Annotated in this window: 25 protein-coding genes; 13 read left to right on the top strand and 12 right to left on the bottom strand. The window is 56.5% G+C overall.

Annotation, left to right across the window (positions count from 1 at the left end; genetic code table 11):
• The first annotated feature begins 231 nt into the window (after positions 1–231).
• The 3 genes from rplS (at position 232) to ACP0GE_RS14310 (ending at position 1,852) form a co-directional block, all read left to right on the top strand.
• A complete protein-coding gene (gene rplS / locus ACP0GE_RS14320; protein WP_424832593.1) occupies positions 232–615 on the top strand; it encodes a 50S ribosomal protein L19 in 384 nt (127 codons plus the stop codon).
• Between the two features lie 11 nt (positions 616–626).
• Positions 627–848, top strand: a complete 222-nt coding sequence (rpmE, locus tag ACP0GE_RS14315) for a 50S ribosomal protein L31 (protein ID WP_008757924.1) — start codon at positions 627–629, stop codon at positions 846–848.
• Between the two features lie 197 nt (positions 849–1,045).
• On the top strand, positions 1,046–1,852 hold the full coding sequence (locus ACP0GE_RS14310; protein WP_424832592.1) for a penicillin-binding transpeptidase domain-containing protein: 807 nt from the start codon (positions 1,046–1,048) through the stop codon (positions 1,850–1,852).
• Positions 1,853–1,925: 73 nt separating this feature from the next.
• Here the strand turns inward: ACP0GE_RS14310 and ACP0GE_RS14305 are convergent, their stop codons facing one another.
• Complete coding sequence (locus ACP0GE_RS14305; protein WP_424832591.1) at positions 1,926–3,521, bottom strand: MFS transporter; 1,596 nt, start codon at positions 3,519–3,521, stop codon at positions 1,926–1,928.
• A gap of 151 nt (positions 3,522–3,672) precedes the next feature.
• Positions 3,673–4,560 (bottom strand): AEC family transporter, encoded by an 888-nt coding sequence (locus ACP0GE_RS14300; protein ID WP_424832590.1) that lies wholly within the window; start codon positions 4,558–4,560, stop codon positions 3,673–3,675.
• A 217-nt stretch (positions 4,561–4,777) separates the two neighbouring features.
• On the opposite strand from ACP0GE_RS14300, the gene ACP0GE_RS14295 reads away from it, so the two are divergent.
• The gene (locus ACP0GE_RS14295; RefSeq protein WP_424832589.1) at positions 4,778–5,587 is read left to right on the top strand and encodes a division plane positioning ATPase MipZ; all 810 of its coding nucleotides are present in this window, start codon (positions 4,778–4,780) and stop codon (positions 5,585–5,587) included.
• Positions 5,588–5,665: 78 nt separating this feature from the next.
• Positions 5,666–6,295 (top strand): LysE family translocator, encoded by a 630-nt coding sequence (locus tag ACP0GE_RS14290; RefSeq protein ID WP_424832588.1) that lies wholly within the window; start codon positions 5,666–5,668, stop codon positions 6,293–6,295.
• 12 nt (positions 6,296–6,307) lie between these two features.
• Here the strand turns inward: ACP0GE_RS14290 and ACP0GE_RS14285 are convergent, their stop codons facing one another.
• Positions 6,308–7,543, bottom strand: coding sequence for an adenylate/guanylate cyclase domain-containing protein (locus tag ACP0GE_RS14285; protein WP_424832587.1), 1,236 nt, complete (start codon positions 7,541–7,543; stop codon positions 6,308–6,310).
• A 61-nt stretch (positions 7,544–7,604) separates the two neighbouring features.
• On the bottom strand, positions 7,605–8,057 hold the full coding sequence (locus tag ACP0GE_RS14280) for a MarR family winged helix-turn-helix transcriptional regulator (RefSeq protein WP_424832586.1): 453 nt from the start codon (positions 8,055–8,057) through the stop codon (positions 7,605–7,607).
• Between the two features lie 208 nt (positions 8,058–8,265).
• On the opposite strand from ACP0GE_RS14280, the gene ACP0GE_RS14275 reads away from it, so the two are divergent.
• The 4 genes from ACP0GE_RS14275 to ACP0GE_RS14260 all read left to right on the top strand — a co-directional run bounded on the left by ACP0GE_RS14275 (position 8,266) and on the right by ACP0GE_RS14260 (position 11,043).
• Positions 8,266–9,876: an FAD-dependent oxidoreductase gene (locus tag ACP0GE_RS14275; RefSeq protein WP_424832585.1), complete on the top strand. Its 1,611-nt coding sequence runs from the start codon at positions 8,266–8,268 to the stop codon at positions 9,874–9,876.
• Positions 9,877–9,881: 5 nt separating this feature from the next.
• Positions 9,882–10,079 carry a DUF2783 domain-containing protein gene (locus tag ACP0GE_RS14270; RefSeq protein ID WP_424832584.1) on the top strand — a complete coding sequence of 66 codons (198 nt, stop codon included), beginning with the start codon at positions 9,882–9,884 and terminating at the stop codon, positions 10,077–10,079.
• Between the two features lie 5 nt (positions 10,080–10,084).
• Positions 10,085–10,627, top strand: coding sequence for a VOC family protein (locus ACP0GE_RS14265; protein ID WP_424832583.1), 543 nt, complete (start codon positions 10,085–10,087; stop codon positions 10,625–10,627).
• Between the two features lie 86 nt (positions 10,628–10,713).
• Positions 10,714–11,043 carry a DOPA 4,5-dioxygenase family protein gene (locus tag ACP0GE_RS14260; RefSeq protein ID WP_424832582.1) on the top strand — a complete coding sequence of 110 codons (330 nt, stop codon included), beginning with the start codon at positions 10,714–10,716 and terminating at the stop codon, positions 11,041–11,043.
• On the opposite strand, the gene ACP0GE_RS14255 is transcribed toward ACP0GE_RS14260, so the two are convergent.
• A complete protein-coding gene (locus ACP0GE_RS14255) occupies positions 11,040–12,668 on the bottom strand; it encodes an acyl-CoA synthetase (protein ID WP_424832581.1) in 1,629 nt (542 codons plus the stop codon). The genes ACP0GE_RS14260 and ACP0GE_RS14255 overlap by 4 nt on opposite strands.
• A gap of 220 nt (positions 12,669–12,888) precedes the next feature.
• On the opposite strand from ACP0GE_RS14255, the gene ACP0GE_RS14250 reads away from it, so the two are divergent.
• The gene (locus ACP0GE_RS14250; protein WP_424832580.1) at positions 12,889–14,280 is read left to right on the top strand and encodes an aspartate aminotransferase family protein; all 1,392 of its coding nucleotides are present in this window, start codon (positions 12,889–12,891) and stop codon (positions 14,278–14,280) included.
• A 61-nt stretch (positions 14,281–14,341) separates the two neighbouring features.
• Here ACP0GE_RS14250 and ACP0GE_RS14245 read toward each other — a convergent pair whose 3' ends face one another.
• From ACP0GE_RS14245 to pyk, 6 genes are all read right to left on the bottom strand, one after another.
• Positions 14,342–15,052, bottom strand: a complete 711-nt coding sequence (locus tag ACP0GE_RS14245; RefSeq protein ID WP_424832579.1) for a hypothetical protein — start codon at positions 15,050–15,052, stop codon at positions 14,342–14,344.
• 179 nt (positions 15,053–15,231) lie between these two features.
• Positions 15,232–15,597, bottom strand: a complete 366-nt coding sequence (rplT, locus tag ACP0GE_RS14240; RefSeq protein WP_152457001.1) for a 50S ribosomal protein L20 — start codon at positions 15,595–15,597, stop codon at positions 15,232–15,234.
• A 14-nt stretch (positions 15,598–15,611) separates the two neighbouring features.
• Entirely contained in the window at positions 15,612–15,812 is a 201-nt protein-coding gene (rpmI, locus tag ACP0GE_RS14235) for a 50S ribosomal protein L35 (RefSeq protein WP_005981143.1), read from the bottom strand.
• A 184-nt stretch (positions 15,813–15,996) separates the two neighbouring features.
• Positions 15,997–17,547: an alanine/glycine:cation symporter family protein gene (locus ACP0GE_RS14230; RefSeq protein ID WP_424832578.1), complete on the bottom strand. Its 1,551-nt coding sequence runs from the start codon at positions 17,545–17,547 to the stop codon at positions 15,997–15,999.
• Positions 17,548–17,559: 12 nt separating this feature from the next.
• Positions 17,560–17,997, bottom strand: a complete 438-nt coding sequence (locus ACP0GE_RS14225; RefSeq protein WP_424832577.1) for a universal stress protein — start codon at positions 17,995–17,997, stop codon at positions 17,560–17,562.
• Positions 17,998–18,241: 244 nt separating this feature from the next.
• Complete coding sequence (pyk, locus tag ACP0GE_RS14220) at positions 18,242–19,687, bottom strand: pyruvate kinase (protein ID WP_424832576.1); 1,446 nt, start codon at positions 19,685–19,687, stop codon at positions 18,242–18,244.
• 117 nt (positions 19,688–19,804) lie between these two features.
• Between pyk and ACP0GE_RS14215 the strand changes: the two genes are divergently transcribed.
• The 3 genes from ACP0GE_RS14215 (at position 19,805) to ACP0GE_RS14205 (ending at position 21,277) form a co-directional block, all read left to right on the top strand.
• Positions 19,805–20,542: an N-formylglutamate amidohydrolase gene (locus ACP0GE_RS14215; protein ID WP_424832575.1), complete on the top strand. Its 738-nt coding sequence runs from the start codon at positions 19,805–19,807 to the stop codon at positions 20,540–20,542.
• An 87-nt stretch (positions 20,543–20,629) separates the two neighbouring features.
• Positions 20,630–20,872, top strand: coding sequence for a DUF6868 family protein (locus ACP0GE_RS14210; RefSeq protein ID WP_424832574.1), 243 nt, complete (start codon positions 20,630–20,632; stop codon positions 20,870–20,872).
• A 90-nt stretch (positions 20,873–20,962) separates the two neighbouring features.
• Entirely contained in the window at positions 20,963–21,277 is a 315-nt protein-coding gene (locus ACP0GE_RS14205) for a DUF1244 domain-containing protein (RefSeq protein WP_424832573.1), read from the top strand.
• Between the two features lie 36 nt (positions 21,278–21,313).
• Here ACP0GE_RS14205 and ACP0GE_RS14200 read toward each other — a convergent pair whose 3' ends face one another.
• Positions 21,314–22,174, bottom strand: a complete 861-nt coding sequence (locus tag ACP0GE_RS14200; protein ID WP_424832572.1) for a D-amino-acid transaminase — start codon at positions 22,172–22,174, stop codon at positions 21,314–21,316.
• Positions 22,175–22,183 lie beyond the last annotated feature (9 nt).

Genomic DNA, 22,183 nt, shown 5'->3' with positions numbered 1-22,183 from the left:
AGCCCTTAAACGATCGCAATCCGGTGCCGCGAACAGCGACTCCGGTGTTTTGGTTTGCATCCTGACGTGACGCCCGGCTTTCTTCGGCCACGGCGCGACAGGACGGACCAGACACAAGGAACATTCGATCTGAACTCTGGCGGGCTGTACGCAGGACCCGGTGAAGACCAAGAGCTCTCAGGCCGTGCCCAAACTTCGTGGACCAACCACGAGCAGATAGGAGTAACTGCGATGGACCTGATCGCACAGCTTGAGGCGGAACAGATTGCCGCCCTGGGGAAAGACATCCCCGATTTCAAAGCCGGTGACACCATCCGTGTCGGCTATAAGGTGACCGAAGGGTCGCGCACCCGTGTGCAGAACTACGAAGGTGTCTGCATCGCGCGCAAAGGCGGCGAAGGCATCGCCGGTTCGTTCACCGTCCGCAAAATTTCGTTCGGCGAAGGCGTGGAGCGTGTGTTCCCGCTGTATTCGACCAACATCGACAGCATCACCGTTGTCCGCCGTGGCCGCGTTCGTCGCGCCAAACTGTACTATCTGCGCACCCGTCGCGGTAAGTCCGCACGTATCGCAGAGGTCACCAACTACAAGCCCAAGGCTGGCGCCGAGGCGTAAGGAGCGGAAAGATGAAAAAAGACATCCATCCCGATTATCACGTCATCAACGTCAAAATGACCGATGGCACTGTGGTTCAGATGAAATCCACCTGGGGCGCCGAAGGCGACCAGCTGGCCCTGGAAATCGACCCCTCCTCGCACCCCGCGTGGACCGGTGGCGGCACCCGTCTGATGGACGCCGGTGGCCGTGTATCGAAGTTCAAAAAGAAATACGAAGGTCTGGGCTTCTAAGCCAGACCGGGTTGACATGCGAAAGGCCGCTCCACCGGGGCGGCCTTTTTTGTTGGTGTCGTTGTTCCGACAATAGGCAGCTTTGGGCTCAATATCGTTTGCGCTTCGTTTGATCGCGACTGTTCGCTTGCACCGATCAAACACAAGTGTACGCTGCGCCCATCAGCATTTTTATCTGTAATTTAGGGGATTCTGTTTTGAGGCAGTTACTTCACGCACTATCGCTTGCGGCGCTGGTTTCTTCCATTTCGGCAACATCACATGCGGATACCGGCTGCACACTGGTTCGTAAAATAGGCAAACAAGAACCCACCTATCATGCGGGCGAGCTGTGCGAGAGTGAATTCGCGCCGGCTTCGACCTTCAAGCTTCCTTTGGCATTGATGGGGTTTGAAATGGAAGTGCTGCAGTCCCCTGACGAGCCCAAAGTCGAATACGACCCAGCGGTAAAGGCTCCTTACAAGAATTGGCAACAAGCGACGACACCGCAAACTTGGTTGCGATACTCTGTAATCTGGTACTCTCAATGGCTGACGCAGCAATTGGGGGAGAACGAATTTCAGAGGCATGTGGACAAGTTGAACTACGGAAATCGCGACCTGATGGGAACGCCCGGCAAGAATGATGGCCTAACTCAAGCTTGGTTGAGTACATCTCTCAAAATCACCCCCAGACAGCAGTCTGAATTCCTGATGCGTTTGGTGTCTCGTGAACTTCCCTACTCGGCGAACTCAATGGATCAGACTGTTGCAACCACGCAAGAATTTGAGGCTGCCGGAGATCTTTTGATCAAAGGAAAGACGGGGAATGCCTGGGCGACTGATGCATCCTCGAACCGCTTGAAGGAACAACATGGCTGGTTTGTTGGTTGGCTCAGCCACAACGGCGCACAATATGTCTTCGTTCATCTGATCGTTGAAGACGGCAACGACCCGGGGTTTTCCAGCACCCGCGCTCGTAAGCAAGTGTTGGCCAATATTTCCAAGTGGATAGATGGGGATTGAACTCTGCCCACTGATTTTCTGACACCTGATTATTTAATCCTGGGCGCCGTTCTGACGGTGGCAACCGGGCAATTCACCGCCGCCCTTTTACCAAATCCACCGCGCTGTGAACCGGAGGCACCGGACCCCGCAACAGCAGGATCGCCAGCACCATCGCAACCAGCGCGGCCATCGCTGTCACGAACATGGCGCTGTCAAAGGCGTTATCCTGTAGATCACGTAAGGCAGAGGCCAAAGCGGTTCCGGTGGTGGGGTCCAATCCGGCAATCAACTCTTGTATCTGGCTGGGCGAACCGTGGGTCAGCGCATGTGCCAGGTCAGTGCGTTGAGCAGACCCTTGGGGCAACGCATTAATGACTTCGTTCAATCCCCAGCGCGTGGTCACGGCCTCGGCCAGCCCGCCCAAAACCGATCCCATGGTAGCACCGAAATGCAGAAAGGCGTTTACAACGCCAGAGCCCTGCCCCGCATGCTCGTCTGGCAGCAGGCGCAGTCCAAGACGAGGCAGCAGAGAAAACCCGACCCCCAAACCAATGCCAATGATCGCAAGCTTCCACCAGATATCACTGACATTGGATGTGCTCGTGGTCGCCGTCAAAAGCAGGAAACCGGCGGTTGTGAACCCCATGCCCAGAATAACGGGCCACTGGAAGCTATAGGGCGCAAGAAAACGCGGGGCGACTACGGACACCACAAACATGCAAAGGCTCAACGGCAGGATCGCAACGCCCGCCGCGATTGAGGAATAGCTGAACGTATCTGGAGATTGCACAAACACATTGAAATAGACAAAGAAGCCGAACAGCGTGAACCCCATGACGAACATTCCGGTCGCCGCCATGAAAAACCTGGGATGGCGGAAATAGCGTAGTTCGATCAGGGGATCATCGCTGCGCCGCGACGTGACAACCAGCATCACCACCGCGATGGCAGACAAGGCAAGCGCACCAAGGGTGCTTGCGCTGGTCCAGCCGCTGCTTTCCCCGTTACTCAGCGCGAACGACAACGGCCCCAGCAGCAATAACATCGCCAGCGCGCCAGGGTAGTCGAACTTTGCTCCGGCCAATCGCGTGTCGGGCACGTATTTCCGCCGGTGAACACGCAGCCCGATCAACAAAACAATTGCCAGTAGGACCAGATCGAGCGCAAAGACCACGCGCCAGTTGAGGTAATGGGCAAAGGCCCCCCCGACAATCGGACCGACGCCAATGGCAAGTCCGACGACGGCCCCCCAGGTACCGGTCACGCTGGCACGTTGTTCCTCAGGCGTGGCGGCGGTCAGAATGGAGAGCGATGTTCCGAACAACGCCGCAGCACCCGCGCCTTGTGCAGCACGGCCAGACAACAGCATGATGCCATCTTGTGAAAACAGAACCAACGATGAGCCGAGGGCAAAAACAATCATCCCTGCAAAGAACACGCCCATTTTGCCGGTAATATCCCCCAGGCGACTGACAATTGTGACAAGGCTGGCGCCAACGACCGTATAAATCGCCATTACCCATTGCAGGCTGGACGGGGTCAAATCGAACTCGGATTTCAGGTTCGGCAAAATAGTCGCCACGGCGGTCGTATTGAACCCAACGACCATCATACAAATCGCCGTCATGACCATGACCGTGCGAGGGCCCTGCATATCTGGTGTGCTACCTGTCTGTGCTGTCGTCATCGGTTTGCCTCCGATTTCCAAGCGGATCTTTCAATACAGCTTATGTGTCAACACGGCCGCATTCCAAGATAACCTGTTCGGAATTAAACAGTTTTTTCCGCCCACGTATAGGGGCTTGCCATTTGCCACGCAAATAGGAGCAAAGCGCGGGTCAAATCCAGTAGGTCAAGGCCACTGGCAGAACCAGTATGGTCGCGAGCGTCGAGACCAAGATAAAACCCGCCACGTCCGAGCCATATTCCGGGACATGCTGGTCAATAAACAAATATGTGGCCACCGACGATGGCATCAGGCAGCACAGAATCAGCGCACCGCGCTCGGTTCCGGTGAAGCCGAACACCCAGATCAAAGCGCTTGCGATTACAATCGCCATGCCCAGATGGAGTACGGTCAACAATATCGCCCGCGCCACGCTTTGAGCCTTTAGCGTCGCCAGAGTATGGCCCAGGGTCAGCAACATCAAAGGAATCGACAACCCGCCCAATATGTCAAACGACTTGGCCAAAGGCTGCGGCAAGGCCGTTCCTGTCGCCATCAGGATCAGCGAGGCAATCACGGCGTAGACGATAGGCGACGTGGCAATCTTTTTGGGCGAGAACTCTCCGGCCGGAATCCACATACCGACAGTGAAGATGCTGACCAGAACGACGACTACAAATGCCATCGTATAGGCCATTCCGGCGTCACCCAGCGCCAGAAACGTGATTGGCAGCCCGATATTGCCGACATTTCCATGCATCAGGGGCGTCAGAAACGCGCGTACCGGCAACCGCAACAATTTGAGGGCCACAAACCCCAACAGCCCAAACCCAGCTACCGCCAGTGCGGCGGCGGCCATCATATCCAGAAAGGCTCCGACAGCCAGATTTGTCGCTGACAGATGGGAAATGATCAGGGTCGGGTAGCCGACATTGGAAACGATACCCCCGATGACCTTGTTGTCGAACGGGGCCTTGAAAACGGCCAGACAATACCCGATTCCCGCACAAACCAGGACCGGCAAAACCACGTTCAAAACGTTCAGAAACAGATGATCCAACCGATGTCCTCATGGCCCGCGCGTTGATTGGGACATTGAAACAGGCAGCCGAATTTGGCAATGGCTGTCCCTAACCTGCCCGGGATGCGGGTTTTTCCCGATTAGAGCCTGTATTTCCCCTGCGCAGCGTCCGAGGTTCTTCCCTTCCCGGCTTACACAACATATAGTGGGCAACAACAACCTGTGGGTAAACACGGCGGGACTTGGGAATACAGGCATGGCACATATCATAGTGGTCGGGAACGAGAAGGGCGGCGCCGGCAAATCAACCGTCTCCATGCATGTGGCCACGGCATTGGCCCGATTGGGGCATGGTGTCAGCACGCTGGACCTAGACCTGCGGCAGCGCAGTCTGGGACGGTATTTCGAAAACCGGCGGAATTTCCTGAACGGATCAGGCCTGTCCCTGCCCACTCCGCGCCACCACGATCTGCCCGAGATCGATGCATCCCAACTGAAGCCGGGCGAAAATATCTACGATCACCGCCTTTCAGCAGCGGTGGCCGAGCTGGAAAGCGATAGCGAGTTTATCCTGATCGATTGCCCCGGTTCGCATACCCGCCTTAGCCAAGTGGCGCATTCGCTAGCTGATACGCTGATTACTCCGCTGAACGACAGTTTCATCGATTTCGACCTTTTGGCGCGGATCGACTCGAAAGGTGAAAAAATCCTCGGGCCGTCGGTTTATTCGGAAATGGTTTGGAACGCTCGGCAGCTGCGGGCACAGGCTGGGCTTAAGCCGATTGATTGGGTCGTGGTGCGCAACCGGGTTGGTACCCAGCGCATGGTCAACAAGGAAAAGATGCAGCGGGCGATCGAGATGCTGTCGCAACGCATCGGTTTCCGTGTAGCTGCGGGCTTTTCCGAGCGGGTGATCTTCCGCGAGCTGTTCCCCCGTGGCCTGACCTTGTTGGACCTCAAAGATATAGGCGTCAAACAGTTGAACATCTCGAACATCGCCGCACGGCAGGAACTGCGCGACATGATGAAAGAGTTGAATCTGCCGGGCGTCGAGATCGATTTTTAACCGGCAACAGATCGTTTAGCTGGATTCCGTTTAAATTTCCGATGATGCTGGCTCGAAGACAACCCCGGAGGAAGCCGCATGACTTGGGAAACCTGGACCCTTTACATCGTTACCGTCCTTGCGTTGATGAGCACACCCGGGCCCAGCCAGCTTTTGATGTTGTCAAACAGTGGCGCGCATGGGTTTCGCCGCGCGGTTTTTACGGCGGCGGGAGATTTAACCGCAAATGCCCTGCAAATGCTGGCCGCCGGGCTGGGGTTGGCTGCCCTGATCGCGGCGTCGGGCGCAGCGTTGGCAGTTATCAAATGGGCAGGTGTGGCCTATCTGATTTGGCTTGGCGTCCGCATGATACGGCGTGCCAAGCCAAATGACCCCGAACTGGACGTTGCAAGGGGTCAAGTTGCCCTGCCTGTCTTATGGATGCAGGGGTTCCTGACCTCAGCCGCCAATCCAAAGGCTGTTGTCTTCTTTGCCGCCCTTTTTCCCCAGTTCATTTCAGGGGACGCAGCGTTCTGGCCGCAATTCTTCATCCTGTCCGCCACCTACATCGTAGTGGACGGCCTTTTTCTGGCCGCCTACGGCGTCAGCGCAAGCTGGATCGCAGCCCGTTTCAAAGGAACCGCGAAGGCCTGGATCGAACGGATCGGCGGGGGCTTTATGATCGGGGCGGCTATCCTTCTGGGCCTGAAATCGATCACAGAGAAATAGGGGCGGAAGAGACTATGGTCCGGGATTATAGACCGTAAACAGCTCTTTCGGTTCCGCTACCCCACGCAACATGTAGCGGCCGACCGAAATCAGTTCATGCGCGCAGGGTTGCGCCGCGCGGGCCACGTCGTCCGAGATCAGGATACGCTGCCCCAGTGAACGGTGCATGCCCGCTATTCGCGCGGCCTGGTTCACGGCTGGCCCGATCACCGTGAAATCCAACCGGCTTTCGGCCCCGATATTTCCGTACAGGATCTCGCCGGAATGCAGGGCCAGCGTGTATTTGGCCACCGGCAGACCCTCGCTCTGACGATGTGCGTTCAGGTCGGCCATTCGATCCTGCAATACAGCCACGGCCCCCAAGGCCGCGCGGGCGTCCGCATCGATTTCACCGACATCGAACATGGCCATCAGCCCATCGCCCATGAATTTCAGAATACTGCCATCGCATTCGTGAACAACGTCCACCGCAACGGCCAGATACTCGTTCAGCATTTCAATGATCTCATCACCCGGCAGTTCTTCGGACAGGCTGGTGAACCCTTCCAGATCAAAGTTCCAGATCACCGCGTCGATCTGCTGCAAAGACCCGCGACGGATTTCGCCGGACAACACGCGCTGGCCGGCGTCACGCCCCAGATAGACCCGCATCAAATCATGCGCAACGCGAGCGCTTGAAGCCGCCTTCAGAGCCAGACCCAGATGCGGCAGCGCTGTGTTGATCAGGTTCAGATCGCGTTCCTGAAAACCGTCCGGCGCATTACTGGTCCAGGACATCAGCACACCATCCACCGGTTTTTTGGCCCCTCCCGGCGTGCCTTGCGTCGGAATATCAAAGGAAACGCCTGTCGCGTAATACTCGGTCGCTCCATTCTCACGCAGATCGTTCAACAGGGGAAAACGACTGGGCTCATTCCGGTCGATCAGACGTTCATGGACGATATCGATATCTTCATTCAGCAGCGCATATAGGGGGCTCTGCTGCCACATCTCGCTGGCTTCCTCGGAATATGCGAAGGTCTCGAACTCTCCGCCACGTTCCTGATACCAGCTATAGCCGGTGCCGCCATAAACCGGATGCAGTGCCGATTGTGCTGCGTGAAAACGCATCAACGGGACGCCAAGCTCGATAAGCCGCGCGCAATACCCCTCAAGCAGTTCCTGCTTGTCCGCCCCTTCCAGACCGCGATTTACCAGCCAGCCGATAAGATCTGCCGTTGTTGCCGAGTTTACGTCCGAGGCGGTCATGTCGAGTCCCTGTTTTTGTTGTGATACCCATCTGGGAACGCCAAAGACAGATTACCAGTGTTTATTCCATCCCGGCCAGCCTGCGCAGCATCATCCGCAGCAACACCACCTCACCCGTAGTGAAATGTGCCGCCAGCTTGGCGTCGTATTCCTGCGCAATACCGCGCAGCTCACGATAGACCGCTTCGCCGGAATGTGTCAGCGACAGCCGCTCGGACCGGCGGTCGTTTTCGTCGCGCACCCGCCTGAGAAACCGCCGCTGTTCAAGCTTGCACACCGCCCGGCTGATCTTGGTTTTATGGATCATAGCCTGCAGTCCGATTTCCTTGGCCGTCATCTCTCCGGTATTGCCCAGATGAAACAGAACGCGCCACTCTGTCCGCAGCATGCCATAGCGGTTCTTGTAAACCCTTTGAAACTCAAGCGAACTTTCCTCGGCGGCCTGGTTCAACAGGAACGGTAGGAAATCACGCAAATTAAAATCGTCATTTTTGTCAGATTCTGTACGTGTCATGCTTGTTAGTTACAAAATCAACTATTATTCGACAAGTACAACGGGGCGTTTTAACCAGAAACTGCTCGCGACATGTGACCCGGGCCGAATTTGATCCAGATCGTTTTGGCCCGAACCAAACGGTGAAAGGATGGTTCCGTCCCTCTGACACGGCTGTGGCAGAGCACAGACGAGGTGCGCCCGACGCGCAAAACCTGGGAGAGAGATTGTGAACAAGATTTTCGAAACACCGCTCTACGCCTTTGAATCCAGCCCGGACCAGTCCGCGCCCACGCCGGTGCGTCATAAGGTGATTGTTGTCGGCGCCGGTCCGATCGGTCTGGCAGCAGCAATCGATCTGGCACAACAGGGGGTCGAGGTTGTTGTTCTGGACGAAAACGACAAGGTCAGCTTTGGCAGCCGTGCCATATGCTTTGCCAAGCGCCCGCTGGAAATTCTGGACCGGTTGGGATGTGGCCAACCCATGGTCGACAAAGGGGTAGTTTGGAACCAGGGCAAGGTCTTTTTCGATGACCGCAAGATCTATGAGTTCAACCTGCTGCCGGAGGACGGGCACAAACGCCCAGCTTTCATAAACCTGCAGCAATACTACTTTGAACAGTTTCTGGTCGAACGCGTCCGTGAGTTACAAGCGCAAGGCGCGCCCATCGAGATTCGTGGCCGCAACAAGGTTGAAGCTGTTGGCACGCATCCCGACCATGTGAAGCTTGAGGTGGAAACGCCCGAAGGCTCGTACACGGTCGAAGCCGATTGGGTCATCGCCTGCGACGGGGCTGGGTCGCCAATGCGGGCGATGCTGGGCAAGGATTTCGTCGGCCGCGTGTTCGAAGACAACTTCCTGATTGCCGACGTGGTAATGGACGCCGATTTCCCGACCGAGCGCTGGTTCTGGTTTGACCCGCCGTTCAACAAAGGCCAGTCGGCATTGCTGCACAAACAGCCGGACGGCGTCTGGCGCATCGACCTGCAACTGGGTTGGGACATTGACAAGGAACGCGAAAAACGTCCGGAAAACGTCATCCCGCGCCTAAAGGCCATGCTGGGCGACGATGTTGAGTTCGAGCTGGAATGGGTCAGCATCTATACTTTCCAATGCCGCCGGATGGAGCAATTTCGCTACGGTCGGGTGATCTTTGCCGGGGACAGCGCCCATCAGGTCAGCCCGTTCGGAGCACGAGGGGCCAATTCGGGTCTTCAGGATACAGACAACCTGTGCTGGAAGCTGAAAATGGTCATGGACGGTACCGCACCGGAATCCTTGCTGGACAGCTATGATGTGGAACGCATTCAGGGGGCGGATGAAAACATTCTGAACTCCAGCCGGTCGACCGATTTCATCACACCAAAATCGCAGATGTCCCGTCTGCTACGAGACGCGGTTCTGGATCTGAGTGAGCACTATGAATTCGCGCGCCCGCTGGTCAATTCGGGTCGGCTGAGCCTGCCTTGCACTTATGACGGCTCACCTCTGAACTCGGCGGACGCGCTGAACGGTCCGGCCCGAACGCGACCTGGTTCACCCTGCCCGGACGCGCCTTTGGGGGATGAGTTCCTGCTGTCGAAACTCGGCGATGGCTTTGTCCTGCTGACCATAGATGCCGATGCGCCTGACGAGATTGAGCTTGATGGTGTCACCGTCAAACGGCTGGCAGTTTCGGTCAAAGACGATCCAACGATGGAATTGAAACGCCGATATCTGGGTGACGCGACCAGTGCCGTCTATCTGATCCGCCCAGATCAGCACGTGGCCGCCCGCCGCGACAGTTACGAAGAAAACGCAATCCGGCACGCGGTTCTGCGCGCCACAGGTAAGGAGTAATCGATATGGCCGACCTGATCCTTTCTCCGAATCTCGATCACGCCGACGACTTCTATGCCGATTTACTGACCGCACATGAGGGCTTGGAACAAGCTGACAGCGAAGCGCTGAACGCCCGCCTGATACTGGTTCTGGCCAATCACATCGGAGACAACGGCGTGCTGAAACAAGCACTGGACGCCGCTGCCCTAAAACAGGAGTAACCGCTATGAAAATCGAACAGATTCATCACGTTGCCTATCGCTGCAAGGACGCGAAAGAGACGGTGGAATGGTATGGTAAAATGCTGAACATGGATTTTGTTCTTGCCATCGCCGAAGATCACGTACCTTCGACCCACGAACCCGACCCGTACATGCATCTGTTTCTGGATGCCGGGAACGGCAATGTGCTGGCATTCTTCGAATTGCCAACCAAACCGGAAATGGGCCGTGACCCGAACACGCCGGAATGGGTTCAGCATATCGCCTTCAAAGTGAAAGACCGTGACGAGCTGATTGAGTTCAAGAACCACCTTGAAGCCAATGGGGTCGAAGTTCTGGGCGTGACCGACCACTCGATCTTCCACTCGATCTATTTCTTTGACCCGAACGGTCACCGCATCGAGCTGGCCTGCCCCGACCCAAAGGAAGAGGCGATGCTGGACCGGCTCAACGATGTCAAATGGGACATGCTCGAGGAATGGTCGCGCACAAAGAAAGCGCCGCAACACGCCGACTGGCTGCATGCGAAGGAATTGAGCAAGGCCTGATAACGCACAGAATCTGTGTGGGGATGCGACTGTTTAGCCGGGCCTCATCTGCTTAGACTGATCTAAACAGATAAAAGGGAACTATGATGCCCGAGATCACCGGCTATCACGCACATGTATATTTCAACGCGGAAACGCAGGACACCGCCCGGCAAATCTGCGAAGAGGCCGCGCACCTGTTCCCTGTTCAGATGGGCCGCATGCACGCACGCAATGTCGGGCCGCATCCCAGATGGAGTTGTCAGCTGGGTTTTGACCCTAAGGCGTTTGATCAGGTCATTCCCTGGCTGATGCTGAACCGGCAGGGGCTGACCATCTTCACCCATCCCGAAACCGGTGACCACCTGGCAGATCATCGGGATCGCGCCATCTGGATGGGCGAGATGCTGGAGCTTGATCTATCGATCTTCGACTAACCCAGGGCGCGCGCCTGATCGCGCAATAAGAACTTCTGGATTTTGCCAGTCGAGGTTTTTGGCAACGCCCCAAAAACAACCGTTTTCGGCGCTTTGAAATGGGCCATGTTATCGCGGCAAAACGCGATAATATCGGCCTCGCTCGCTTCGGCCCCGGGTTTCAGTTCAACAAAAGCACAGGGCGTTTCGCCCCATTTCTCATGCGGGCGGGCCACGACCGCAGCCTCCATCACAGCCGGATGCTTGTACAGAATATCCTCAACCTCAACGGAAGAAATATTCTCACCCCCTGAAATAATAATATCCTTGGACCGGTCTTTCAGGGCGATATAGCCATCGGGGTGCATGACACCCAAATCGCCTGATGCAAACCAGCCGCCCATGAAGGCCTTGTCGGTCGCATCGGGGTTTTTCAAATACCCCTTCATCACGATATTGCCCTGCATGAAAATCTCACCCATGGTTTCGCCGTCAGAGGGCACCGGCTCCATCGTCTCGGGGTCCGCCACCATGAGCCCGGACAAGGCCACGTATTTTACCCCCTGCCGGACCTTCAGCACAGCACGGTCGTCTGCCGGTTTGTCGTTCCATTCGTCCTTCCACGCGCAAACGACGGCCGGACCATAGGTTTCGGTCAAGCCATAGACGTGGGTAACCTCAACACCCATACCCTCCATTGCCTCAATCACTTTGGCCGGAGGTGGTGCACCTGCGGTCATCACCTTGATCTGCTGGCTGAAATCCTTGAGGTGATCCGGTGCGTTGGCCAGCATGTTCAGAACGATGGGCGCCCCACAGAAATGGGTCACGCCTTGATCACGAAAGGCATCGTAAATCGGCTCATCCCGGACAGCCCGCAGACATACTGACGTGCCCGCATTGGCAGCCATGGTCCAGGGGAAACACCAACCGTTGCAATGAAACATGGGCAGCGTCCAAAGATACACCGAATGCTGCGGCATCCCCCATGTCAGGATGTTCGACGTCGCATTCAGCGCCGCGCCGCGATGATGATAGACGACACCTTTGGGGTTTCCCGTTGTACCTGACGTGTAATTCAGCGTAATCGCATCCCACTCATCATCCGGCAAAGACCAGTCGAATTCAGGATCGCCCTCGGCCAGCAAGGCATCGTAGGTCAAATCCCCCAACCGCTCCCCACCGTCAAAGCTGGGGTCAATGATGTCGATGATCTGCACGTCATGATCCACCTGCTCCAGCGCTGTTTTGACAACGCCCGAGAATTCCGGATCAACCAGCAGAACCTTGGCCTCGGCATGATTCAGTATGAAAGCGACGATTGGCGCATCCAGTCGCGTGTTAATGGAATTCAGAACGGCCCCAGCCATGGGCACTCCAAAATGCGCCTCGTAATGTTCCGGGATATTGGCCGCGATGATCGACACGGTGTCCCCGACACCAACACCGCGCCGGGTCAAGGCGCTGGCCAGACGGCGGCAGCGTTCATATGTCTCGGCCCACGAATACCGGCGGTCCCCATAAACAACCGAAACATAATCCGGATACACGGCCGCCGTTCTTTCGATGTAGCTGAGCGGCGACAACGGCGTGAAATTCGCAGATGTCTTGTCCAGATGCTGCTGATAAATGGGTGCGACTGTCATCCGGCGTTCCTCCCAAAACTCGTCAGATTAGCGTATTGAGCACATAGCTTACGCCAAAACAAATTCGTAGAAATACTTGAACACGCTACACTGGAGTTATTCTATGGGCTAATCTGGCCCTACTTAACGCGCGCCATTCGCGCTGATCTGGATCATCACGTCACAGCGCGACAGCGGGGGTATTGTGATTCCCGCGCGCCCTACCCTGAAAGGACATGTCATGGACGGCACGTTCAACGAAAACGATCTTTCCCGTGTGGTCGAAGCCGACCGCGCCCATATCTGGCACCACTTGATCCAGCATAAGCCCTTTGAAACCAACGATCCCCGTATCATCGTCGAAGGCAAAGGCATGCGCGTCTGGGACCAAAAGGGCAAAGAGCATCTGGACGCGGTTTCAGGCGGGGTCTGGACCGTCAACGTGGGCTATGGGCGCGAGTCCATCTGTAAGGCAGTCTACGACCAGTTGATGAAGCTGTGCTATTTCGCGAACTCGGCGGGCTCGATCCCCGGTTCTCTTTTTGCCGAAAAGCTGATCAGCAAGATGCCAGGCATGAGCCGCGTCTACTACACAAACTCGGGATCTGAGGCGAACGAGAAAGCGTTCAAGATGGTTCGCCAGATCGCGCATAAGCGCTATGGTGGGAAGAAAACCAAAATTCTGTACCGCGACCGCGACTATCACGGCTCGACCCTTGCCGCGATGTCGGCGGGCGGTCAGGACGAGCGTAACGCGCAATACGGCCCCTTCGCCCCCGATTTTGTCCGCGTGCCGCATTGCATGGAATATCGCAAACACGAGCTGGATGGCGCCCCCGAGGAAAACTTCGGCGAATGGGCGGCGGATCAGATCGAAGAGGTGATCCTGCGCGAAGGCCCCGAAACGGTCGGCGCGCTGTGTCTTGAGCCGGTGACCGCCGGTGGCGGTGTCATCGAGGCGCCCGAAGGGTATTGGCAGCGCGTGCAGGAGATCTGCAAGAAATACGATATCCTGCTACATATCGACGAAGTCGTCTGCGGCGTGGGCCGTACGGGAACCTGGTTCGGATATCAGCAGTACGGCGTGAAGCCGGACTTTGTGACGATGGCCAAGGGTGTCGCGTCGGGCTACGCGGCCATTGCCTGCATGGTGACCACCGAAGAGGTGTTCGACATGTTCAAAGACGACGCCGAAGATCCGCTAAACTATTTCCGCGACATCTCAACCTTTGGCGGCTGCACCGCCGGTCCGGCGGCGGCGATTGAAAACATGCGGATCATCGAGGATGAGAACCTGCTGCAAAACTGTACCGACATGGGTGCCCGCATGACGGGCAACCTGCAGGCGCTGATGGAAAAGCACAAGGTCATCGGCAACGTGCGGGGCAAAGGGCTGTTCCTTGGGGCCGAACTGGTCGCGGATCGTTCAACCAAAGAACCGGTGGATGAGAAACTGGCTCAGGCGGTTGTGGCCGACTGTATGGCGCAGGGGGTAATCATCGGCGTCACCAACCGCTCGGTCCCCGGCAAGAACAACACGCTGTGTTTCTCACCCGCGCTGATTGCAACAGCGGATGACATCGACCAGATCACTGATGCGGTCGATGGCGCGCTGGGACGTGTGTTTGGGTAAGCTGATTAGTAACTGAAGATCTTTAACCGGCGCGTCAAGCGCCGGTTTTACTTAACCGCTTTCAGTTTGCTCGGGTAATTTCAACCTGATCAAAACGAAAAATGCCAAGTCCGAACGCCGCCAGCCCTATGCCCGTACCGCCCCCGTCATTGCGGCTGTTTGTTGACCGTTTGGAGTAGGGAACTTGAATAACCTTCACGCCATTTACAAAGAATAGAACATGCGCGCCGCGCACCTGAAAGCTCACCTCGTTAGCCTCCCCGACATTGATCACATCGTGCTTGGCACTATGTACTGCACGCAGTTGACGCCCATCCTTCTTGAGAACGTGAAAGCGCCCTTGCCCATCGACGGCCAACGCCAGATATTTGCCGGATTTACCGCTCCCGACAAGAACACCCGCCCCGCCCTGCGCTTCGTTTCCACTTTCGACTACCGCCGAAATAACCATGTTTTCAGTCGACTCTATGGAGTCGGTTTCCGGGAACTTTACCCAAGCAACGTCATTAAAATGCAGGCTCTGGGGGCTCTTGCGGTTTTCCATAACCAGATCGCCGTCTGACACGTAAATCACCCAATCCGACTTTGAAGGATTGAAAAATATCTGCCCGCCCAGCATGAGCGACTGATCTTCACCTTCAAAGGTTTCTATGATGATTTCAGTTTGGCCGCCCTCGGCGCTTTGTTCCTGCGCCAGGACGGAAAGAGGAGCACAGATTGAAAGCGTCAAACTGGCAAAAGCCGCAGTCGAACAGCGTTTTATGAAGCTCATAATAAATCCCACATACAATCAAACGGTGTTTTTTAAACACATCTGCACTTAGAAAGTGTTTAAAAAGTGGCAAAGCTCTGCGCCGCCAGCCAGTTACTGATGCACAGACCTTATCCGTTTACGAAAAAAAGGCCGCTCCTTTCGGAACGACCCTTCATTCACTGTCTCTTTTCAGAGGATCAGGCGGTCAAAGCGGCCTGAGCTTTGGCGACGATCGCACCGAACGCTTCCGGTTCGTGTACGGCCAGATCTGCCAGAACTTTGCGGTCCACTTCGATACCGGCCAGATTCAGGCCGTTGATGAAGCGGGAATATGTCAGTGCTTCGTCATGTGAACGGACAGCAGCGTTGATGCGCTGGATCCACAGCGCGCGGAAGTTGCGCTTGCGGTTCTTGCGGTCGCGGGTTGCGTACTGGTTGGCCTTGTCGACGGCCTGACGGGCAACCTTGAAGGTGCTCTTGCGGCGACCATAGTAACCTTTGGCGGCCTTGATGACCTTCTTGTGACGGGCGTGAGTTACGGTTCCACCTTTAACGCGGGACATCTTCTAATCTCCTCTCAGCGGTCGTAGGGCATGTAGCCCTTGACGATCTTGGCGTCGGGGGCGGACAGGGTGGTGGTGCCACGGGCGTCGCGGATGAACTTTTTGGTCCGCTTGATCATGCCGTGCCGTTTACCGGCCTGGCCTGCCATGACCTTACCGGTCGCAGTCACCTTAAAGCGCTTTTTGGCGCTCGACTTTGTCTTCATCTTAGGCATTTCCGTCTCCTTTTCCGGGTTCGGTTTCAGACGCGACTCGGCATGCCATCTCGGCCGGTCACGCGATCAGAAGCGCCGTTTACGCAAGTTTGGTTATACTGGCAAGGGGGTTTGCACCAGAATCTGCGCTTTTCGCAGACTGGTTAGGCACCGGGGCAGCACGGGGCCGCCCCGGCGAAAAGGTTTAGTGGCCGAACTTGCGAATCTCTCCGGTTTTCAGCCGCTCGGCATAGCTGGCCAGCTCCTGCCGTACCACTTTCATCAGGAAGTAGAGCGCAAAGACGTTCACAACCGCCATGGCAAAGATCGCTGCATCCGAGAAGTCGATGACCGGGCCGAGGTTGGCCGCCGCACCGATGACAACGAAGACGCAGAAGATGATCTTGAAAACCAGCTCTTTGGTGTGGCCCTCGCCGAACAGATAGGTCCAGGCCTTCAGGCCATAATAAGACCAACTGATCATGGTCGAGAAGGCAAACAGCACCACCGCAACAGCTAGTACGTAGGGGAACCAGCCAAACGCGCTGCCAAAGGCTGCCGAGGTCAGGCTGACACCCGAGTTACCATCAACCGTCGCGATACCGGAACCGTCTTCGGTCAGCATGTAAAGGCCGGTTGCCGGATCAACGATCAGCTGCTGGGTTATGATGATCACCAGCGCGGTCATGGTACAGATCACGACAGTATCAATGAACGGCTCCAACAGCGACACAAAGCCCTCGGTGATCGGCTCTTTCGTCCGAACCGCCGAGTGTGCAATCGCCGCTGATCCCACGCCCGCTTCGTTCGAGAACGCCGCACGGCGGAAGCCCTGAATCAGCGCACCGACCATGCCGCCGGCAACGCCGAGACCTGTAAACGCACCTGCGAAGATTTGCCCAAAGGCCCAACCGATCTGGTCCGCATGCATGATAATGATGACCAACGCGGCCAGCACATACATCACACCCATGAACGGCACGACTTTTTCGGTCACGCGCGCGATGGATTTCAGGCCACCCACGATCACCAAAAACACGATGGCTGCAAAGACCAGACCGGTGATCCAGCCCGGATAATCGCCAGTAATGCCGGCAATCTGTTGGTGCGCCTGATTGGCCTGGAACATGTTGCCCCCACCCAGCGCGCCGAGGATACAGAAGACCGAGAACAGAACCGCCAGTATCTTACCACCCGGCAAGCCCAGTTCAGCAAACCCTTTGGACATGTAATACATCGGACCACCCGAGACGGTGCCGTCCTCGTATTCGTTGCGATATTTCACGCCCAGAGTACATTCGGTGAATTTTGACGCCATGCCCAGAAGGCCTGCGACGATCATCCAAAACGTGGCCCCCGGCCCGCCGATGCCAACGGCCACCGCAACACCCGCGATGTTCCCAAGGCCGACAGTGCCCGACAACGCTGTTGCCAAAGCCTGAAAGTGGCTGACCTCGCCCGCATCGTTGGGATCGGAATAATCCCCTTTGACCAGGCTGATTGAATGGCCAAAGAAGCGGAACTGCACAAAAGCGAAATATAAGGTAAAGACCGTCGCGGCGATGACCAGCCACATCACGATCCACGGCACACTCGTGCCCGGGAAAGGGGCAAAGATGAAGCTGACGAAAGGTCCTGTCACATCCGCGAAGGCCTGATTGATCTTGTCATCCAGACCCATTTCCTCTTGCGCAATGACCGGAGAAGCCAGCAGGGCCATCGCCCCGGTCAGGCCGATATGTTTGAGCGTTTTCATTCCCATCCCTCCTTACTTCACCACGGTGACCGGTACGTCGGCATGCATGACAAGGTTCTGGGTCGAACTGCCAAAGATGCGCTTTTTCAGCCCATCTGCCGACGCTCGGCCGACCACGATCTGAGAACCGCCATTTTCAACCGTTATAGCGTTCAGCGTCTCGGCCACGTCGCCATGACGGACAATGCCCTGAGCCTCAAACCCTGCGGCTTTCAGCCCGTCAACCGCCGGTGTAACCACCCGGGTTGTGGCCAGTTCGACCTCTTCCTCACGACGCTTATGCCGTAAGGCGTTTTCTTCCGGTGTCTGGAAAGTAAAGGGGGACCATTCGATCACGTAAACCACCAGCAGCTCGCATGCTCCGATGCGGCCTGCCAGGTCTTTGGCAAACGCCAGTGCGCGCTCTCCGGTGTCTGTCCCGTCCAGTCCAATGACAATTTTCGTTGTCATGTCGTTCCTCCATTATTGTTGATTTGACCGAGGCCCGCGCCCCCGGTCGGGCAGCCGGAACCTGGAACTTTCTGAGTAGACTGCCCGCGGCGCCAGTATCCGGGAAAAACACCAAAAAACAGAGGATTTATTGCCGGACTCAACCTGAAATCCAGTTCATCATTGTTTTTAAAGAATATTTTCTGTCTAAAAAACAGGCAAATCGCAAAGTGTCATAGTGAAACTTGGTGATTACCCGACAGATTTAACCCGGATCCGTGTTGTAGATCAGGCGCTCGTCGCAGGGGGCAATCCGCAGGATATTTGTCGTGCCCGGCACGTTGAACGGCACACCCGCGGTTACCACAATCTGATCCGTTTCTGACGCAAACCCATCGGATCGCGCAGCCCGTGCGGCGGCGACAACGGCACCTTTAAAACGCTCAAGCTCGGGCGTCATGACGCAATGACAGCCCCAGCTCAGGCAAAGTCTCCGCGCTGTACCCTTGGCCGGAGTCATCGCGATAATCGGAACGCCGGGACGTTCGCGGGCGGTCAGCAAGGCGGTTGTGCCGCTTTGCGTAAAACAGCAGATCGCCTTGATGTCGGTTTTTTCTGCAATCTCACGGGCAGCGGCAACAATACCGTCCGCAATGGTCGTACCCTGCGCCGATCGGGACGCGGCAACAATCTGGGTATAGGTCGGATCGGCTTCGACTTCGATTGCGACCTTATTCATGGTTTGCACCGCTTCAATCGGATAAGAACCTGCCGCAGATTCCGCGCTGAGCATGATGGCATCGGTGCCCTCATAAATGGCGGTTGCCACATCGGACACTTCGGCCCGGGTCGGCATCGGGCTTTCGATCATGCTTTCCAACATTTGTGTGGCCACAATCACCGGCTTGGCATCCGCCCGACATTTGCGCACAAGCCGCTTCTGGATTGGAGGGACCGCCGATACCGGCAGCTCAACCCCAAGGTCACCGCGCGCGACCATGATCCCATCCGAGGCGTCCAGAATATCCTCAAACGCCTCAACAGCCGCAGGTTTTTCAATTTTGGACAGAATCGACGCGCGACCATCGGCCAAGGCGCGCGCTTCAAACACGTCTTTGGCGCGCTGAACAAAGCTCAGCGCCAGCCAATCCACGCCCAACTGGCACACAAACTCCAGATCGTCCCGATCCTTGGCCGACAGCGCGGCCAAAGGCAGCACCACATCGGGAACATTCACACCCTTGCGGTTCGAGATCGTTCCACCAACCTCAACCGTGCAATTGGCGAAATCCTGACCACAGTCCTGAACGATCAATCGGATTTTACCGTCATTCACCAACAGACGCGCACCGGGTTCCAGCGCGGCAAAAATCTCGGGGTGTGGCAGACACACCCGGTTGCCATCACCGGGTTCGGGATCAAGATCCAGACGGAACGCCGCGCCTTCTTCCAACTCTTCCGCGTCGTCAGCGAACACACCTACACGCAGTTTCGGACCCTGAAGGTCGGCCAGAATGGCAATAGGGCTATCCAGATCCTTTTCCACCTGCCGGATAATTCTGTGCCGTTCGCGGATTTCATCGTGGCTGCCATGACTCATGTTCAGCCGGAAGACATCCGCTCCAGCCTCGTGCAGCGCGCGGATAGTGTCATAGTCATTGGACGCCGGTCCCAGCGTCGCCACGATTTTTACTTTTCTCAGGCGCCGCATTGGTGTTGCTCTCCCCAAATCACAAATGTTACCGCAAACAGTGCTCGGAGCGCTTATTGCGCAATTCCCTTTCCAAAGCAACTGCCATACACCTGCGACAAACTAGATGACAGGCTCATGACATACACCCCGTTTTTCGTTCATGGCGCGGATCGCCCCTCGCGCTGGCTGATTACCTGCGATCACGCAACCAACATGGTGCCGCCCGAGATTAACGGTGGCGACCTGGGGTTGCCGCGCGAGGATATGGAGCGTCACATTGCCTATGATGTCGGAGCTTATGAGGTTTCGAAACATCTGGGTGAGATTCTGAACGCGCCGATCATTGCCGCCAACTTCTCGCGTCTGGTCATCGACCCAAACCGAGGCGAGGATGATCCGACACTTCTGATGAAGCTGTATGACGGATCGATCATCCCCGGCAATCGCCGCGCAGACACAAACGAGCGTGAACGACGATTGAACATGTGCTATCGCCCCTATCACGATGCGCTGGCAAAGATGGCGGCGCTGCCCCACGCGGTAATCATATCCATGCACTCGTTCACCCGACAACTGCGCGGGCGCGACCCGCGCCCGTGGCATATCGGCATTCTGCACACTCCGGACGAACGTTTCTCGCGCCCGCTGATAAACCGGCTAGAGGCCGAAGGTGATCTGCGTGTCGGCGTCAACGAGCCTTACACCGGCGTTCTGCCCGGCGATGCGATTGACAGGCACTGCACAAGCTTTGGACGCCCAAACGCCCTGATCGAGCTGCGCAATGATCTGATCGCAGATCACACCGGGCAACGTGAATGGGCGGAACGTCTGGCTCCCATTCTCCAGAACGCCCTTGGCGACAGCGGCCTGTGACGTCTGGTCAATTCAAATCTCCTCCGAACCTCACGTTATTGTGAGCCTTTCTTCCAATCCCCATATATTGAAGGAAAGGAGACGACCATGACGCAGGAATTCCTGACAACCGTCTTCGGTTGGATGACGGTCCCTAACATTGCCGTATTGCTGTTCAGCACCCTGATGATCGTAACTATGCAGGACTGGATCGTGGGCATGCATGGCAGAATGTTCCATATGGAACGCGCTGAAGTGCAGCGCGCCCATTTCCAATATCTTGCGAATTACAAGATCCTGACACTCACGTTCTGCCTGATGCCCTGGCTGGCGCTGAAACTCGCGTCGTAATTCCCGGCGACATCGACCTGTTCATTGTAACGGCGCCTGTGGATTGTTAGGTCTGGCCTAGAACGCAAGACAATCATTCGGAGCCCGACAATGGACCAGCAAACCGAACTCGAACTTCAGGCCGCCGCCTTCCGCCGCTTGCAGAAACACCTGATGGAAGACCGCACCGATGTGCAGAATATCGACATGATGAATCTGGCCGGATTCTGCCGGAACTGCCTGTCCCACTGGTATCAGGAAGCCGCCAATGAAAAAGGGATCGAAATGGGCAAGGACGAAGCCCGCCAGATCTTTTACGGCATGACCATGGATGAATGGAAAGCCAATTATCAGACCGAAGCCAGCGCCGAGAAACAGGCCGCCTTCAAGGTCGCCTTCGACGAAAATGTCGGCAAAAAGGATTAAAAAAGGCCCGTCCTTGCGGCGGGCCTTTTTTGTTACTCAAACAGCGGCCTTAAGGCTTTCTTCCAGATAAATCTCGCGCAACCGCTTCGCGATAGGTCCCGGAGCACCGTCACCCAGTTGCGCGCCGTCAATCTCGACCACGGGCATGACAAATGTCGAAGCCGAAGTCACAAAGGCCTCATCCGCCTCTTTTGCCTCATCGATGGTGAACAGACGTTCTTCGACCACCATCTGCGCCTCAGCCGCCATGCGCAGAACCGCCTTGCGGGTGATGCCGTGCAGAATGTCGTTTGACAGCGGGCGGGTCACGATCTTACCGTTCTTCACGAAATAGGCGTTGTTGGATGTCCCTTCGGTGACATAGCCGTCCTCGGTCATCCACGCATCATCGGCACCCGCCTTTTTGGCCATCATCTTCCCCAGCGACGGATACAGCAGCTGAGTCGTCTTGATGTCACGCCGCCCCCATCGGATATCGTCGATCGATATCACCCGGATACCCTTCTGCGCCGCAGGGCTGTTCGCCAGACCGGGCTTGTTCTGCGTGAACAACACGAGGGTCGGTTTGGTGTCATCCGACGGGAACACGAAGTCCCGGTCACCATCACTACCGCGTGTGACCTGCAGATACACCATCCCTTCCTCGATACCGTTCAGTTCCACCAGCTTACGGTGAATCTCCAACAACTCGTCCTTGGTGCAAGGCTCCGCCATGTCCAACTCATCCAGCGACCGCTTCAGGCGCACCGCATGGCCGTCAAAATCGATCAGCTTGCCCCCCAAAACGCTGGTCACTTCGTAAACGGCGTCGGCCATCAGGAAGCCACGGTCAAAGATCGAAACTGTGGCTTCGGTCTCGGGCAGGTATTCGCCGTTCACGTAAACGGTGCGGGTCATATCGTATCC

Source organism: Ruegeria sp. (genome assembly GCF_965243365.1).
Lineage (GTDB): Bacteria > Pseudomonadota > Alphaproteobacteria > Rhodobacterales > Rhodobacteraceae > Ruegeria.
Note: the sequence above shows the minus strand (reverse complement) of the source record. Positions and strands in the feature narration are given on the sequence as shown.